The sequence below is a fragment of the Streptomyces sp. NPDC048111 genome (assembly GCF_043202815.1).
Classification (GTDB): domain Bacteria; phylum Actinomycetota; class Actinomycetes; order Streptomycetales; family Streptomycetaceae; genus Streptomyces.
Genome location: NZ_JBIDBD010000049.1, coordinates 1 through 16474 on the forward strand (window position 1 = coordinate 1; position 16474 = coordinate 16474).

General features: G+C 71.4%; 13 protein-coding genes and 1 tRNA gene. 12 read left to right on the forward strand and 2 right to left on the reverse strand.

Annotated features, from left to right (window positions below; genetic code table 11):
* Positions 1–158: 158 nt before the first annotated feature.
* A complete protein-coding gene (locus ACGF3I_RS34115; RefSeq protein ID WP_393139021.1) occupies positions 159–575 on the reverse strand; it encodes a hypothetical protein in 417 nt (138 codons plus the stop codon).
* A 531-nt stretch (positions 576–1106) separates the two neighbouring features.
* Positions 1107–1178, reverse strand: a tRNA-Arg gene (locus ACGF3I_RS34120).
* A 166-nt stretch (positions 1179–1344) separates the two neighbouring features.
* Here ACGF3I_RS34120 and ACGF3I_RS34125 point away from each other — a divergent pair.
* From ACGF3I_RS34125 to prmC, 12 genes are all read left to right on the forward strand, one after another.
* Positions 1345–1770 (forward strand): response regulator, encoded by a 426-nt coding sequence (locus ACGF3I_RS34125; RefSeq protein WP_393139061.1) that lies wholly within the window; start codon positions 1345–1347, stop codon positions 1768–1770.
* A 189-nt stretch (positions 1771–1959) separates the two neighbouring features.
* Positions 1960–3027 (forward strand): ArgS-related anticodon-binding protein NrtL, encoded by a 1068-nt coding sequence (gene nrtL, locus ACGF3I_RS34130; protein ID WP_393139023.1) that lies wholly within the window; start codon positions 1960–1962, stop codon positions 3025–3027.
* A gap of 79 nt (positions 3028–3106) precedes the next feature.
* Positions 3107–4498: a diaminopimelate decarboxylase gene (gene lysA, locus ACGF3I_RS34135; protein ID WP_393139025.1), complete on the forward strand. Its 1392-nt coding sequence runs from the start codon at positions 3107–3109 to the stop codon at positions 4496–4498.
* Between the two features lie 98 nt (positions 4499–4596).
* Complete coding sequence (locus ACGF3I_RS34140; RefSeq protein WP_393139027.1) at positions 4597–5889, forward strand: homoserine dehydrogenase; 1293 nt, start codon at positions 4597–4599, stop codon at positions 5887–5889.
* A gap of 6 nt (positions 5890–5895) precedes the next feature.
* A complete protein-coding gene (gene thrC, locus ACGF3I_RS34145) occupies positions 5896–6954 on the forward strand; it encodes a threonine synthase (RefSeq protein ID WP_393139029.1) in 1059 nt (352 codons plus the stop codon).
* Between the two features lie 278 nt (positions 6955–7232).
* Positions 7233–8150, forward strand: coding sequence for a homoserine kinase (gene thrB, locus ACGF3I_RS34150; RefSeq protein WP_393139031.1), 918 nt, complete (start codon positions 7233–7235; stop codon positions 8148–8150).
* A gap of 397 nt (positions 8151–8547) precedes the next feature.
* Entirely contained in the window at positions 8548–10617 is a 2070-nt protein-coding gene (rho, locus tag ACGF3I_RS34155; RefSeq protein ID WP_393139033.1) for a transcription termination factor Rho, read from the forward strand.
* A 222-nt stretch (positions 10618–10839) separates the two neighbouring features.
* On the forward strand, positions 10840–12582 hold the full coding sequence (locus ACGF3I_RS34160; protein ID WP_393139035.1) for a trypsin-like serine protease: 1743 nt from the start codon (positions 10840–10842) through the stop codon (positions 12580–12582).
* 242 nt (positions 12583–12824) lie between these two features.
* The gene (locus tag ACGF3I_RS34165; RefSeq protein WP_393139037.1) at positions 12825–13934 is read left to right on the forward strand and encodes an LCP family protein; all 1110 of its coding nucleotides are present in this window, start codon (positions 12825–12827) and stop codon (positions 13932–13934) included.
* Between the two features lie 178 nt (positions 13935–14112).
* Positions 14113–14340 (forward strand): 50S ribosomal protein L31, encoded by a 228-nt coding sequence (gene rpmE / locus ACGF3I_RS34170; RefSeq protein WP_328309600.1) that lies wholly within the window; start codon positions 14113–14115, stop codon positions 14338–14340.
* A 102-nt stretch (positions 14341–14442) separates the two neighbouring features.
* Positions 14443–15522, forward strand: a complete 1080-nt coding sequence (prfA, locus tag ACGF3I_RS34175; protein ID WP_393139039.1) for a peptide chain release factor 1 — start codon at positions 14443–14445, stop codon at positions 15520–15522.
* 32 nt (positions 15523–15554) lie between these two features.
* Positions 15555–16436, forward strand: coding sequence for a peptide chain release factor N(5)-glutamine methyltransferase (gene prmC, locus ACGF3I_RS34180; protein ID WP_393139041.1), 882 nt, complete (start codon positions 15555–15557; stop codon positions 16434–16436).
* Positions 16437–16474: the final 38 nt, after the last annotated feature.

The following is a 16474-nucleotide window of genomic DNA, read 5'->3' on the forward strand; positions in this document are numbered from 1 at the left end:
GCCTTTCAGCGCCGATGGTACTGCAGGGGGGACCCTGTGGGAGAGTAGGACGCCGCCGAACAAATTGTGGGGAAAGCCCCGCACCAGACCGTAAGAAATTACGGTCATGGTGCGGGGCTTTTTCTGTGCCCTCACAACTGCGCACCGCGCCGCTGTGCTCACACGACGGGCAGCGTGTGCAGTTCTGCTTTGGCAGCCTGCACGAAGCGCACCTCAGCCTCCTCGAAGCCCTGCACGGCGTCGAGATACTCGCTGCGGAAAGCTGCAGGACGTTGGGTTTGGGCCTCAAGCACTGCCTCGAACTCCTCGTGGCTCAGCACATTCTCGGGTAGATCCTCCCGGGCGAGGCGGCAGGCCTGCCGCGCGGCTGCCAGCTCACCCGTCGGCGCGTCGCCGTGTGTCACACCCGGCGGATGCGGAGCGCGCACGCCTGCGAGCGCTTCTTCGAACCTCGCGGCGTCGGCACGGACACTCGCTGACGGGCTGTCAAGCAACTGTCCCAGCCTGGCTTGTGCCCTTTCGTAGGTCGCCTGCCTCCACAAGTGCTGGCTGATGTGCTGGACGGCGTCGGTCATTACCGCGGCCGGCGCGGCCACATCGTCCGGGCCTTCGAGCTCAATGACGGTCTGAGCCGCTCGCCCAACTCCCTTACGCGCTGGGCAGCGAGGAGGAAGGACGCGTACGCCTCCCGCTGGGGGGCGCGCCGTTGTTGTACGTGAGTGGCGTTCACCTGCGCGCGCACGGTGTCCAGTGCTGCGCGGTACGCGGCCCGGGCTTGAGCCAGTCCCGCCTCGCTGGTCGCCTCCGCTGCGCGCAGCGCCGCCTTTGTCTGCCATCGGCCGACGAGTACGGCCGCGGGCACACCCACTCCGGCAACGACTGCCGCAACTACAGCCCCTATCCCTTCCAGATCCATGCGGATCATGGTGCCGTAGGGCTTTCGGTGGGCTGCGGCCGGTACGGGCGTGCCGCAGCTGCGGTCGAGTACGTACCCCCCTCGTCATGGCGGAGCGAGTGGTGCGGAGGGGAATGTGTACGGGCAAAGAAAAAGACCCCGACCTCAGCGACTTCGCTGATGGCGGGGTCTTTTGGCACCTCTTGCGAGGTGCCCCCGGCAGGATTCGAACCTGCGCACACGGCTCCGGAGGCCGTTGCTCTATCCCCTGAGCTACGGGGGCGTCCGCCGCGTTCGGCGGCGACGGGTAGAACCCTACCAGCTCTGTCGGGGTGCCTGTGAACAGGTATTTCGGGGGCTTCGGCGGGCTGTGTCCCCCGGGCGGGGTGGAAGTGGGGAAAACCCGGACGCGGTGCCCTCCTCGGACCTAACCTCGAAGGGTGGCGGGCGTGTCCGGCCGGGTCCTTGTGGTGGACGACAACAAGGTCATCCGGCAGCTGATCAGGGTCAACCTCGAGCTGGAGGGCTTCGAGGTCGTGACCGCGGCCGATGGTGCCGAATGCCTGGAGGTCGTGCACGAGGTCAGCCCCGACGTGGTCACCCTCGATGTGATGATGCCCCGGCTCGACGGGCTGCGGACGGCCGCGCGGCTGCGATCCGATCCCCGTACGAGGACGCTCCCCGTCGCCATCATCAGCGCCTGCACCCAGGACGAGATCGAGACCGGGCTCGCCGCAGGGGTCGATGCCTTCCTCGCCAAGCCGTTCGAGCCCACCGAACTGGTCCGGGTCGTACGGCAGTTGTTGCATCGGGAGGCTCCGCCGTCTGCCGACGGCAGCAGGGAGCCCGGGCGGGCCGGCATCAACCGAAGCTGACGCCCTCCCCGGGCCGGTCCTGCCAGGGCGCGACTCGTCCCGAAGGCACCCCGGCCCACCCGCACCCCGCACCCGCGGCCCCAAGCCCTGCCCGCACCCCGCGCCCCCGCCACGCACCGCCCCCCCGTACCTGCCCGTATGGCGAAACCGGTTCGCGGAGGGGCCCCCCTTCTCGCCTACGCTGGTCCCGTGACCCCCGCAGAGCTCTCCCGTACCGTCGTGCGCGCCGTGCGCAGTGCGGTCGACGCGGGCGCCCTCGGCGGTGTCCGCGGGGAGCCGGCCGTCAAGGTCGAGCGGCCCCGGCCCGGAGGGGGCGGGGACTACGCCAGCGGCATCGCGCTCAAGCTCGCGGCCGCGGTCGGGCTTCCGGCCCGTCAGGTCGCCGAGGAGCTGCGGCGGCGCATCGCCGAGCAGCCCGGCATCGCGCTCGTCGAGATCAGCGGGCCCGGCTTCCTCAACATCACCCTTGAGCGGGGCACCCAGTACGACGTGGTCGGGCAGGTCCTCGACGCCGGTGTCCGGTACGGGCACGGGAGCGCTCTGGCCGGGGAGGTCTTCGCGTTCGCGGCGGGCGAGGAGCGGGCCCGGGTCGTCAGTGAGGTCGTGGCGGGGCTTCTGCGGGCGCAGGGCGCCCAGGCCCGTGTCGTCGGGGCGGGGGAGCGCGGGCAGGTGCTCAGTGCCGTTCCGTGCGCCGTGGCGCCGCTCGCCGCGCTGGTGGGGGAAGGGGCCGCACGCTGGGCCGTGCTCCGGGCCGCCCGGCACGACCGGCCCCGTACCGACGTCGAGGAGCTGCTCGCCCAGCGCGAGAGCAGTGCTCTGTTCCGAGTGCGGTACGCGCACTCCCGCAGCCGCGCCCTCACCCGGGGCGCCCACCAGCTCGGGTTCCGTTCCGAGGCCGCCCCCCAGGGTTGGGCCGTCCCCGAGGGCGGGGTCGTTCTCGAAGCCGGGGCCGCCCCCGCAGCCGGGGCCGCCCCCCAGGGCTGGGCCCTCCCCGACGGCGGAGCCCTGCTCGGGCTCGTCCGTGAGTATCCGGCGGTGCTCGAAGGCGCCGCCCGCCACCGGGCGCCCGACCGGCTCGCGCGGCACCTCGAAGCCGTCGCCGACGAGCTGCTCCGCTTCCAGCACACGGTGCTTCCCCTCGGCGACGAGAAACCCTCGGCCGCCCACCGCTCCCGGCTCGCCCTCGCCGAGGCCGCCGGGACGGTGCTGGCCGGCGGCCTGTCCCTGCTCGGCATCGACGCCCCCGAGTTCTTGTGACCCGCGCGCACCGACACCGCCGTCAGCCGCTGTCACGACCCCAGACGTGTACGACGTGCAAGAGAAGAGACGTACGACCATGAGCCGATCCGCGCACCCCGCCGGCCCCCGCCACGCCGACGTGCTTCCCGAGGGCCACTACTCCGCGCCTCCGACCGACCTCAACTCCCTCGACCCCAAGGTGTGGTCGAGCACCGTGACCCGTGACGCCGACGGCGCGCTCACCGTCGGCGGGCTCCAAGTGGCGCGCCTGGCCGAGGAGTTCGGGACGCCCGCCTACTTCCTGGACGAGACCGACTTCCGCCTGCGCTGCCGCGCCTGGGCCGACGCCTTCGGCCGCGACGCCGACGTGTTCTACGCCGGAAAGGCCTTCCTGTCCCGGGCCGTGGTCCGCTGGCTGCACGAGGAGGGCCTCAACCTCGACGTCTGCTCCGGCACCGAGCTCGCCACTGCGCTGGACGCCGGCATGCCCGCCGAGCGCATCGCCTTCCACGGCAACAACAAGAGCGAGGCCGAGATCCGGCGGGCCGTCGGGGCCGGTGTCGGACGGATCGTGCTCGACTCCTTCCAGGAGATCGTGCGCGTCGCGCACATCGCGCAGGAACTCGGCCGGGTGCAGAAGGCGTTCATCCGCGTCACCGTCGGCGTCGAGGCCCACACCCACGAGTTCATCGCCACCGCGCACGAGGACCAGAAGTTCGGCATCGCGCTGGCCGGCGGCCAGGCGGCCGAGGCCGTGCGCCGCGCCCTCAAGCTCGACGGGCTCGAACTGACCGGCATCCACTCGCACATCGGCTCGCAGATCTTCGACATGGCCGGCTTCGAGGTGTCCGCGCGCCGGGTCGTCCAACTGCTCGCCGAGGTACGGGACGAGCACGGTGTCGAGCTGCCCGAGATCGACCTCGGCGGCGGGCTCGGCATCGCGTACACCTCCGACGACGACCCGCGCGAGCCGCACGAGATCGCCAAGGCGCTCAGCGAGATCGTCACGCGCGAATGCGACGCGGCCGGGCTGCGCGCCCCCCGCATCTCCGTCGAGCCGGGCCGCGCGATCGTCGGACCGACCGCGTTCACGCTGTACGAGGTCGGCACCATCAAGCCGCTCGAAGGGCTGCGGACGTATGTGAGCGTGGACGGCGGCATGTCCGACAACATCCGCACCGCGCTGTACGACGCCGAGTACTCCGTCGCGCTCGTCTCGCGCACCTCCGACGCCGAGCCGATGCTGGTCCGGGTGGTCGGCAAGCACTGCGAGAGCGGCGACATCGTGGTCCGCGACGCGTTCCTGCCCGCCGACCTCGCGCCCGGTGATCTGATCGCGGTGCCGGCCACCGGCGCGTACTGCCGCTCCATGGCCAGCAATTACAACCACGCGCTGCGTCCGCCGGTCGTCGCCGTGCGCGACGGGGCGGCCCGGGTGATCGTCCGGCGTGAGACGGAGGAAGATCTCCTGCGCCTCGACGTCGGCTAGATGAAATAGTTGTCTCAGGATCCGGACCGAGGGCAGAAACCCCGGTCCGGTGAGTGAGACTGGTTCGCATTCCAGGTTTGAAGAGGAAACGAGGTCGGATGATGCGTACGCGTCCGCTGAAGGTGGCGCTGCTGGGCTGTGGAGTGGTCGGCTCAGAGGTGGCGCGCATCATGACGACGCACGCCGACGACCTCACGGCGCGCATCGGCGCTCCCGTGGAGCTCGCCGGGGTCGCCGTCCGCCGTCCCTCCAAGGTGCGTGAGGGCATCGACCCCGCCCTCGTCACCACCGACGCCACGGCCCTGGTCAAACGCGGCGACATCGACGTCGTCGTGGAGGTGATCGGCGGCATCGAGCCCGCCCGCACCCTCATCACCACCGCGTTCGAGCACGGCGCCTCGGTCGTCTCCGCGAACAAGGCGCTGCTCGCGCAGGACGGCGCGGCGCTGCACGCCGCCGCCGTCGAGCACGGCCGCGACCTGTACTACGAGGCCGCGGTGGCCGGCGCGATCCCGCTGATCCGCCCGCTGCGCGAGTCCCTGGCCGGCGACAAGGTCAACCGGGTCCTCGGCATCGTCAACGGGACGACCAACTTCATCCTCGACAAGATGGACTCCACGGGCGCCGGCTACCAGGAGGCCCTCGACGAGGCCACCGCGCTCGGCTACGCCGAGGCCGACCCGACCGCCGACGTCGAGGGCTTCGACGCCGCCGCCAAGGCCGCCATCCTCGCGGGGATCGCTTTCCACACCCGGGTCCGCCTCGACGACGTGTACCGCGAGGGCATGACCGAGGTGACCGCCGCCGACTTCGCCTCGGCGCGCCAGATGGGCTGCACCATCAAGCTGCTCGCGATCTGCGAGCGGGCCGCCGACGGCGGTTCGGTGACCGCCCGCGTGCATCCGGCGATGATCCCGCTCGACCACCCGCTGGCCTCCGTGCGGGGCGCCTACAACGCGGTGTTCGTCGAGGCCGAGGCCGCCGGACAGCTGATGTTCTACGGGCCCGGCGCGGGGGGCGCACCGACCGCGTCCGCCGTCCTCGGCGACCTGGTCGCGGTCTGCCGCAACAAGCTGGCCGGAGCGACCGGCCCCGGCGAGTCGGCGTACACGCAGCTGCCCGTGAGCCCCATGGGCGAGGTCGTGACCCGCTACCACATCAGCCTCGACGTGGCCGACAAGCCGGGCGTGCTCGCCCAGGTGGCGACGGTCTTCGCCGAACACGGGGTGTCCATCGACACCGTCCGCCAGTCGGGCAAGGACGGCGAGGCCTCCCTCGTCGTCGTCACCCACCGCGCGGCCGACGCGGCCCTCACCGGGACCGTGGACGCCCTGCGCAAGCTCGACACCGTGCGTGGTGTCGCCAGCATCATGCGTGTTGAAGGGGAGTAACCAGCAATGACCCACCAGTGGCGCGGAATCATCGAGGAGTACCGGGACCGGCTCCCCGTCTCCGCTACGACGCCGGTCGTCACCCTCCGCGAGGGCGGTACGCCGCTCGTGCCCGCGCAGGTGCTCTCCGAGCGCACCGGCTGCGAGGTGCACCTCAAGGTCGAGGGTGCCAACCCCACCGGTTCCTTCAAGGACCGCGGCATGACGATGGCGATCACCCGGGCCAAGGAGGAGGGCGCCAAGGCCGTCATCTGCGCCTCCACCGGCAACACCTCGGCCTCGGCCGCCGCCTACGCGGTGCGGGCCGGCATGGTGTGCGCGGTCCTCGTGCCGCAGGGCAAGATCGCGCTGGGCAAGATGGGCCAGGCCCTCGTGCACGGTGCCAAGATCCTCCAGGTGGACGGCAACTTCGACGACTGCCTCACGCTGGCCCGCTCGCTGTCCGACAACTACCCGGTGGCGCTGGTCAATTCGGTCAACCCGGTACGCATCGAGGGCCAGAAGACCGCCGCGTTCGAGATCGTGGACGCGCTGGGCGACGCCCCCGACATCCACGTCCTGCCGGTGGGCAACGCCGGCAACATCACGGCGTACTGGAAGGGCTACAAGGAGTACGCCGGCGACGGCGTCTCCACGCACACCCCGCGCATGTGGGGCTTCCAGGCGTCGGGTTCGGCGCCGATCGTGCGCGGCGAGGTGGTCAAGGACCCCTCGACCATCGCCACCGCGATCCGCATCGGCAACCCGGCCTCGTGGCAGTTCGCGCTGGCCGCGCGGGACGAATCGGGCGGCCTCATCGACGAGGTGACGGACCGTGAGATCCTGCGCGCCTACCGCCTGCTCGCCTCGCAGGAGGGCGTCTTCGTCGAGCCCGCGTCGGCCGCCTCGGTCGCCGGACTGCTCAAGGCCGCCGAGGCCGGTCTGGTCGACCGCGGCCAGAAGATCGTCTGCACGGTGACCGGAAACGGCCTCAAGGACCCCGACTGGGCCGTCGCGGGAGCGCCGCAGCCCGTCACCGTCCCGGTGGACGCGGCGACCGCGGCCGAGCGCCTGGGCCTCGTGTAACCGCTGTCCGCCGCGGTGCGTCTGCGTCCCGCACCGCCGGGACGCAGACGTAAAACCGGACAAGCCCGCACGTAGGGGCACAGGGGGCTCGCGACACGCATCGTGCGCCTCCTGTGCGCCCTATGTCGCCACAGAACCTTCCTTCGATAGGCTGTACTCAACCCGCCCCGCCGCATATGCCGTGGTGCAGTTGCCCACGTGGCCCCCGGGTGTTTTGTACGTCTTCGAAAACCTCGCAGCAGACACCAGCAGCAGTCTCACAAGGAGTCATCAGAGCGATGGCCGGTCCCGCATTCCGCGCCGCCGCCGTACGGGTGCGCGTCCCCGCCACGAGCGCCAACCTCGGCCCGGGCTTCGACTCGCTGGGCCTTTCGCTCGGTCTGTACGACGACGTGGTCGTCCGCGTCGCCGACTCCGGCCTGCACGTCGACATCGCGGGCGAAGGCGCCGAGACGCTGCCCCGCGACGAGAGCCACCTCCTCGTACGGTCCCTGCGCACCGCCTTCGACCTGCTCGGCGGGCAGCCGCGCGGCCTCGAGGTCGTCTGCGCCAACCGCATCCCGCACGGCCGCGGCCTCGGCTCGTCCTCCGCCGCCATCTGCGCCGGCATCGTCGCCGCGCGCGCCGTGACCATAGGCGGCGACGCCCGGCTCGACGACGCGGCCCTGCTGGAGCTCGCGACCGAGATCGAGGGCCACCCCGACAACGTGGCCGCCTGTCTGCTCGGCGGATTCACACTGTCCTGGATGGACGGCGGCGCGGCCCGCGCGATCCGGATGGACCCCGCGGACTCCGTCGTTCCGGTGGTCTTCGTGCCCGGCAAGGCGGTCCTGACCGAGACGGCTCGCGGACTGCTCCCGCGCTCCGTCCCGCACGTCGACGCCGCGGCCAACGCGGGCCGTGCGGCGCTGCTCGTGGAGGCCCTGACCAGGCGCCCCGAGCTGCTGCTCGCGGCCACCGAGGACCGGCTCCACCAGGAGTACCGCGCACCGGCGATGCCGGAGAGCGTGGCGCTGGTCAACCGGCTGCGCGCGGACGGCGTGCCCGCGGTGATCTCCGGCGCGGGGCCGACGGTGCTCGCGCTGGTCGAGGACGGCGCGGCCGACAAGGTCGCACGCCTGGCGGGGGAGGGGTGGGCCGCCAACCGGCTCGGTCTCGACGCCGCGGGTGCGAGCGTCCTGCCGCTCGGGTCGTAGGCGCAGGGAGCGCGGCTTGCCGGTGAACGAGAGGGGGAATGTTTGTTGGATCCGGTAGTGTTAACCTCAAGTCTGCATCGGTCGTCTTCGTGGCGCGGTGCTTCGTGTCCCCTTCAGGGACCGCCTTTCTTCCGAGAGCCTCCCCAACTGCCTGCGCAGCCTGCCTGAGCAGTTTCGAGCACGCTCCGGAACCGGCACGACACCCCACGCTTTTTCCCAGCAGGGGCCGAGCAGGGGGATCTCGGGCCGGAACCCACGCACTTTTGTCTCTCCGCCGTACGCGGCGGGCCACCGCCCCGGCACGATCAGTGGTCGAGCAGACCACGGGCCGAAGCCGGACAGCACAACCGGTCGCCGAGCCAGACAGGCCGACGTCCGCTCCAGGGAAGGACCCTTCGTGAGCGACACCACCGATCTGATGGGCGTGACTGCCGACAGCTCTGTCGACACCCCCGCGCCCGCCGCAGGTGCTGCCTCTGGCACCACCTCACGGCGCCGCCGCTCCGGCACCGGCCTCGACGGCATGGTCCTGGCCGAGCTGCAGCAGGTCGCGTCCGGCCTCGGCATCAGGGGCACCGCGCGCATGCGCAAGAGCCAGCTGATCGAGGTCATCAAGGAGGCGCAGGCAGGAGGCGGCTCCGCGGCCAAGGGCGCCGCCGCGTCCGGCGACGCCGAGGCCAAGCCGAAGCGCCGCGCCACCTCCAAGGCCCGTACGGGCGAGGAGGCCGCCGCGCCCGCCGAGAAGCAGGCCGCGCAGCAGCAGATCGACATCCCCGGCCAGCCGTCCGCCAAGGTCTCCGACCAGGCCGCCGCCGGTGACGACCAGCCCGCGGGCGAGCGCCGCCGCCGTCGCGCCACCGCGCCCTCCGGCAGCCCCGAGTCCACCTCGGCCGCCGCCGAGACCGCCACCAAGACGGAGGCGAGGGCCGAGGTCAAGACCGAGGCCAAGGAGCCCGAGGCGAAGGCCGCCGAGGCGGTCGACAGCGCCGAGGGCCGCCGCGAGCGCCGTGACCGCGGCGACCGCCGCGACCGCCAGCGCGGTGACCGTGGCGAGCGCGGTGACCGTGGCGACCGTGGTGAGCGCAGCGAGCGCAGTGACCGTGGTGAGCGCCGGGGCAAGGGCGAGGACCAGCAGGGCGGCCAGCGCCAGCAGCGCCAGGGCGGCCAGGGTCAGCAGCAGGGCCAGCAGCAGAACAACGGTCCGCAGGACGACTTCGACGACGACGGCAGCCGCCGTGGCCGGCGCGGACGCTACCGCGACCGCCGTGGCCGCCGTGGTGGCCGTGACGAGTTCGGCGCCGAGCCGCAGGTCGCCGACGACGACGTCCTGATCCCCGTCGCGGGCATCCTCGACATCCTCGACAACTACGCGTTCATCCGGACGTCCGGCTACCTGCCGGGCCCGAACGACGTGTACGTCTCGCTCGCCCAGGTCCGCAAGAACGGCCTGCGCAAGGGTGACCACGTCACCGGTGCCGTGCGCCAGCCGAAGGACGGCGAGCGCCGCGAGAAGTTCAACGCGCTGGTGCGCCTGGACTCCTCCAACGGCATGGCGGCCGACTCGGGCCGCGGGCGCCCGGAGTTCAACAAGCTGACCCCGCTCTACCCGCAGGACCGGCTCCGCCTGGAGACCGACCCGGGTGTGCTCACCACGCGGATCATCGACCTCGTGTCGCCGATCGGCAAGGGCCAGCGCGGTCTGATCGTGGCCCCGCCGAAGACCGGCAAGACCATGATCATGCAGGCGATCGCCAACGCGATCACCCACAACAACCCCGAGTGCCACCTGATGGTCGTCCTGGTCGACGAGCGTCCGGAAGAGGTCACCGACATGCAGCGGTCGGTGAAGGGCGAGGTCATCTCCTCGACCTTCGACCGTCCCGCCGAGGACCACACCACCGTCGCCGAGCTGGCCATCGAGCGCGCCAAGCGTCTCGTCGAGCTGGGTCACGACGTGGTCGTGCTGCTCGACTCGATCACCCGCCTGGGCCGTGCGTACAACCTGGCGGCCCCGGCCTCCGGCCGCATCCTGTCCGGTGGTGTCGACTCGACCGCGCTCTACCCGCCGAAGCGCTTCTTCGGTGCCGCGCGCAACATCGAGGACGGCGGCTCGCTGACCATCCTCGCCACCGCGCTCGTGGAGACCGGCTCGCGCATGGACGAGGTGATCTTCGAGGAGTTCAAGGGCACCGGCAACATGGAGCTCAAGCTCGACCGCAAGCTCGCCGACAAGCGCATCTTCCCGGCGGTGGACGTGGACGCGTCCGGCACCCGTAAGGAAGAGATCCTGCTCGGCAGCGACGAGCTCGCGGTCGTCTGGAAGCTGCGCCGGGTGCTGCACGCGCTCGACCAGCAGCAGGCCATCGAGCTGCTCCTGGACAAGATGAAGCAGACGAAGTCGAACGCCGAGTTCCTGCTCCAGATCCAGAAGACGACGCCCGGGCCGAACGGCAACGGCAACGACTAGCAACTCCGGGTCCAGCAGGGCCAGTTGAGGGCGCCCCCGTCATTCTCCTGACGGGGGCGTTTTCTTGCCAGTACGATCGACGAGCCGTAAGTGGGGGGAACGCACGACTGATGCGCCACTGAGCCGCCGAGCTCTGCCCTGAGCAACACCGGGCAGGGCTCGCTGTCTTGTGACGCCTTCGCTCCCCCTTCGCATCCTCGGATCGACATATGGGGAGATCGCATGACATCTGGCAGTCGGAGGGTGCGCAATGCCCTCCCTGCGGCGTCCGCCGCACTCGCGCTGGGAGCGCTGGCCCTCGGGGCCGTGCCCGCCCAGGCGGACCAAGCTCCACCCCTGCCCGGCCGGCACGGCGTCCAGGCGCCGTCGGCCCCGGCCCCGCAAGCAGAACTGCGGGACAGGCTCAAGAGAGCTATCGGCCATTTCACGCCGGCCGCGGCGAGCCCCGCGCCCAGTGCCTCGCAGGCGCCGTCCCCGCGTGACCCGAAGATCATCGGTGGTCAGCCGGCCGCGGTCGGCGAGGCGCCCTGGATGGTCGAGCTCTTCTACAACGACCCGGCCACCGACCAGGGCACCTTCTGCGGCGGCACCCTCGTGGCCCCCGGCAAGGTGCTCACCGCCGCCCACTGCGTGGCGGGCCGGGACTGGACCAAGAACGGTGTCGTGCTCGGCGGCACCACGCAGTACCCGCTGGACGGGGACCTGCACGGCGGGCAGCTCGTCAACGTGGCCCGGCAGTGGTCCGACCCCGGTTACGACGCGAACGCGCTCACCGGTGACGTCGCCGTGCTGACGCTGGCCGCGCCGCTGCCGTACCAGACGCTCCAGCCGGCCGCGTCCGACGAGAGCGTCGCCTACCAGCCGGGCACCCCGGCCACCGTGTACGGCTGGGGCCGCACCAGCTCCGCCAACCAGGACGTGTCGATGTCGCTGCTCAAGGCGACGGTCCCGGTCCAGTCCGACGGCACCTGCGCCGCCTACTACAACCAGGCTCCCGAGAGCTCCTTCGTCGCGGGCCAGATGGCGTGCGCGGGGAACCCGGCGAGCGGCACCGACGCGGGCACCGTCTCGCCGTGCGACGGCGACTCCGGCGGCCCGCTCGTGGTGGGCAACCGCATCGTGGGCCTGGTGTCCTGGGGCCGGCCGGACTGCGTGGCGTCCGGCTCGTACAGCGTCTACGCGAAGCTCAGCACCTTCGCCGGGCTCACCGGCCCGCGCATCGACGACACCGACCTGAACTTCGACGGCCGCGCCGACCTCTTCGCCCGCAGCGACAGCACGGGCGAGGGCTTCGCCTACTACTCGCAGGGCATCACCCTCGGCACCCGGTACTCGCTGGGCGACTGGCGCGGCTACGACCTGGTCCGCCAGGCCGACCTCGACCGCGACCAGCGGCAGGACTTCGTGGTGCGCACCACCGGCGGCCACCTGGGCTGGTACCACTACAGCGCGGCGGCGAACGCCTATGTGACACAGGACCTGGGCGGCGGCTGGGGCGCGATGAAGTCGATCGTGCTGCCGGGCGACCTCGACGGCAACGGGCTGACCGATCTCCTCGCCGTCGACACCGCAGGCCAGCTCTGGCTCTACCCCGGCCGGGGTGACGGAGCCTTCGGCACCCGGGTGGCCCTCGGCGCCGGCTGGGCGCCCCTGGTCCTGGTGGGCCGGGGCGACTACAGCGGGGACGGCAAGGCCGACGTCCTGGCCCAGGACACCGCCGGCAAGCTCTGGCTCTACCCCGGCACCGGCCGCGGCACCCTCGGCGCCCGCACCCTGGCCGGCTCGGCCGGCTGGACCTTCCCCGGTTACGCGGCCACCGGCGACGTCGACGGGGACGGCCGGGCCGACCTGTTCGCCCGCGACGGCGCGGGAGTGCTCTGGCTCTACCCGGGCAACGGCCACGGCGCCTTCGGCGACCGTTACCGGATCGGCGGCGGCTGGAGCGGATACGGCCTCATCGGCTGAGGCCTTCGCCACAGCCCCCGGGGGAGCGACGGCCGGCGGCGCGCCCGCCGGCCGTCGCGAACCCGCAGGTGACGGCGGTGCGGCCCGGTCCGGGTTGCGCCGCGGCCGCGATGCGCTCTTATGGCCTTCTTAGAACCCTGTGCAACCCTTCTTGGTGCTTCACCGTCTGACAAGTGTCGACAATCCGTGCTCGCAGGTCGGGGCACGGGGTATCCGGAGGAGCACCGAGGACTGAGGAGACCATGGCCGAGCAGGGCACACGCAGCAGCCGAATACGCGGAGCGGGCAAGCGCCGCAAGCAGCCCAGCACGCGCCGTCGCGCCGTGCGGATAGCCGCGTGGAGCGCGGCCGGCGTGGTGCTCGTCGGCGGGGCGGGCCTCGGCTACGTGTACTTCAAGCTCAACGGCAACCTCAAGGGCGTCGACATCAACGCCCAGCTCGGCACCGACCGGCCGCAGAACGTCGACAACGGCTCGATGGACATCCTGGTCCTCGGCTCCGACTCGCGGGCCGGTGCCAACAAGGAGTACGGGACGGACGAGGGCGGCGCCCGGTCCGACACCGCGATGATCGTCCACGTCTACCAGGGCCACAAGACGGCGAGCGTGGTCTCCATCCCGCGCGACACCCTGATCACGCGCCCCGCCTGCACCACCGGTGACGGCAAGAGCGACCCCGGCGCCAGGCGCCAGATGTTCAACACGGCGTACGAGGTCGGCGGCCCGGCCTGCGCCGTCAAGACGGTCGAGCAGATGTCCGGCATCCGCATGGACCACTACATCGAGGTCGACTTCACCGGATTCAAGAAGCTCATCGACCAGCTCGGCGGGGTGCCCGTCACCACCAACAAGCCGATCAAGGACGACAAGAGCCACCTCGACCTGCCGGCCGGCCGCCACACCCTCAACGGCGAACAGGCGCTCGGCCTCGTAAGGACCCGCCACGGCGTGGTCGGCGACGGCAGCGACCTGGGCCGCATCCAGCTCCAGCAGGCCTTCATCAAGGCACTGATCGGGCAGGTCAAGAGCGTCGGCGTGTTCGGCGACCCGACCAAGCTCTACGGTCTGGCCGACGCGGCCACCAAGGCGATCACCACCGACTCCGACCTCAGCTCGGTCAACTCCCTGATCGGCTTCGCGAGCGGCCTCAAGGGCCTGGACGCCTCCAACGTCAAGATGATCACGCTGCCGGTGCAGTACGACAAGCTCGACGCCAACCGCGTCAGCCCGCTGGAGGAGCAGTCCCGCCAGGTCTGGGACGCGCTGTCCAAGGACCAGCCGATCCCGGCGTCCGCGACCGCCGAATCGGCGGGCGACAAGGGCACCGCGGGCGGCTACGTCGCCGGGCAGTAGCGGCCACGCCCCCGGGCCACGGCCCGCCGGGGGCCTTCGGCGGGCCCGGGGAATAGATCCCCCTCCACCCCCGTTTTGGGAGATGCGGCCAGTCCTGGCAGACTGGTACGTCGGCCCCGGTTCACGTATGCGCAATCCGCGCCTGCGACCCGGAGCCCTCCCGAACCTAGGAGACACCTTGAAGCGCGACATCCACCCCGAGTACGTCGAGACCCAGGTCAGCTGCACCTGTGGCGCGGCTTTCACCACCCGTAGCACGATCGATGGCGGCTCCATCCGCGCCGAAATCTGCTCCGAGTGCCACCCGTTCTACACGGGCAAGCAGAAGATCATGGACACCGGCGGCCGCGTGGCCCGCTTCGAGGCCCGCTTCGGCAAGGCCGCTGCCGGCTCCGCCCAGAAGTAGCGAGCCCACTGCGCCGGTCCGCGGCGCCTCCTTCCCGGGGGCGCCGCGACCGGCGCTTTGCCGTCCAGTCCTACTTCTTCGTCTGAATCCCAGGAGCCACCGATGTTCGAAGCGGTCGAGGACCTGATCGGCGAGCACGCCGACCTCGAAAAGAAGCTCGCCGACCCTTCGGTCCACGCCGACCAGGCCAACGCGCGCAAGCTGAACAAGCGCTACGCCGAGCTGACGCCGATCGTCGGTACCTACCGCGCCTGGAAGCAGACCGGCGAGGACATCGAGACCGCCCGCGAGTTCGCCGCCGACGACCCGGACTTCGCCGCCGAGGTCAAGGACCTGACCGCGCAGCGCGAGGGGCTCACCGAGAAGCTCCGCCTGCTCCTGGTCCCGCGCGACCCGAGCGACGACAAGGACGTACTCCTGGAGATCAAGGCGGGCGCGGGCGGCGACGAGTCGGCCCTGTTCGCCGGCGACCTGCTGCGCATGTACCTGCGCTACGCCGAGCGGGTCGGCTGGAAGACCGAGATCATCGACTCCACCGAGTCCGACCAGGGCGGCTACAAGGACGTCCAGGTCGCCGTGAAGACCAAGGGCGGCAACGGCGCGACCGAGCCCGGCCAGGGCGTCTGGGCGCGCCTGAAGTACGAGGGCGGTGTGCACCGCGTGCAGCGCGTGCCCGCGACCGAGTCGCAGGGCCGCATCCACACCTCCGCCGCCGGTGTGCTCGTCACGCCCGAGGCCGAGGAGGTCGACGTCGAGATCAACATGAACGACCTGCGCATCGACGTGTACCGCTCCTCGGGCCCCGGCGGCCAGTCCGTCAACACGACCGACTCCGCCGTGCGCATCACGCACGTCCCGACCGGTGTCGTCGCCTCCTGCCAGAACGAGAAGAGCCAGCTCCAGAACAAGGAGCAGGCCATGCGCATCCTGCGCTCCCGGCTGCTCGCCGCCGCCCAGGAGGCCGCCGAGCAGGAGGCCGCCGACGCCCGCCGCAGCCAGGTGCGCACCGTCGACCGCTCCGAGAAGATCCGGACGTACAACTTCCCGGAGAACCGCATCTCGGACCACCGCGTCGGCTTCAAGGCGTACAACTTGGACCAGGTCCTCGACGGCGACCTGGACGCGATGATCCAGGCCTGCGTCGACGCGGATTCCGCCGCCAAGCTCGCGGCCGCCCAGTAATCACATCCCCGTACGACTGCCGGAGGACCAGCGTGCAGCAAAACTCTGGGGGGCGACCCCCAGGCCCCCGAAGCGTGCTGCTTGCCGAGGTGGCCCAGGCCACCCAGCGGCTGGCCGACGCCGGCGTGCCTTCACCGCGCTTCGACGCGGAGGAGCTCGCCGCGCACATCCACGGTGTCAAGCGGGGAGAGCTGCACCACGTCAAGGACGCCGACTTCGACGCCCGCTACTGGGAGGCCATCGCCCGCCGCGAGGCCCGCGAGCCGCTCCAGCACATCACCGGCCGTGCCTTCTTCCGCTACCTCGAACTCCACGTCGGGCCAGGGGTGTTCGTGCCGCGACCCGAGACCGAGTCCGTGGTCGGCTGGGCCATAGACGCCGTCCGCGCGATGGACGTCGTCGAGCCGCTCATCGTCGACCTGTGCACCGGCTCGGGCGCCATCGCGCTCGCCATGGCGCAGGAGGTGCCCCGCTCGCGCGTGCACGCCGTCGAGCTGTCCGAGGACGCACTGGCATGGACGCGGAAGAACGTCGAGGGGTCCCGCGTCGTTCTCCACCAGGGCGACGCCCTGACCGCGCTGCCCGAGCTCGACGGCCAGGTCGATCTGGTCATCTCCAACCCGCCGTACATCCCGCTCACCGAGTGGGAGTACGTCGCTCCCGAGGCCCGCGACCACGACCCCGAGCTCGCGCTGTTCTCCGGTGAGGACGGCCTCGACACCATCAGGGGCATCGAGCGGACCGCGCACCGCCTCCTGCGGCCCGGCGGGCTGGTGGTCATCGAGCACGCCGACACCCAGGGCGGCCAGGTGCCGTGGATCTTCAACGAGGAGGCCGGCTGGGCGGACGCGGCCGATCACCCCGACCTGAACAAGCGCCCGCGCTTCGCCACGGCCCGCAAGGCCACGCCGTGATCCGCATCAACACCCAGACCGTGTACGTGTACGAGGAG

Coding starts and splice junctions, on each gene's coding strand:
- thrC (WP_393139029.1), top strand. CDS start 5,896: ATGACCCACCAGTGGCGCGGAATCATCGAGGAGTACCGGGACCGGCTC.
- ACGF3I_RS34115 (WP_393139021.1), bottom strand. CDS start 575: ATGACCGACGCCGTCCAGCACATCAGCCAGCACTTGTGGAGGCAGGCG.
- prfA (WP_393139039.1), top strand. CDS start 14,443: ATGTTCGAAGCGGTCGAGGACCTGATCGGCGAGCACGCCGACCTCGAA.
- lysA (WP_393139025.1), top strand. CDS start 3,107: ATGAGCCGATCCGCGCACCCCGCCGGCCCCCGCCACGCCGACGTGCTT.
- ACGF3I_RS34160 (WP_393139035.1), top strand. CDS start 10,840: ATGACATCTGGCAGTCGGAGGGTGCGCAATGCCCTCCCTGCGGCGTCC.
- ACGF3I_RS34140 (WP_393139027.1), top strand. CDS start 4,597: ATGATGCGTACGCGTCCGCTGAAGGTGGCGCTGCTGGGCTGTGGAGTG.
- ACGF3I_RS34165 (WP_393139037.1), top strand. CDS start 12,825: ATGGCCGAGCAGGGCACACGCAGCAGCCGAATACGCGGAGCGGGCAAG.
- thrB (WP_393139031.1), top strand. CDS start 7,233: ATGGCCGGTCCCGCATTCCGCGCCGCCGCCGTACGGGTGCGCGTCCCC.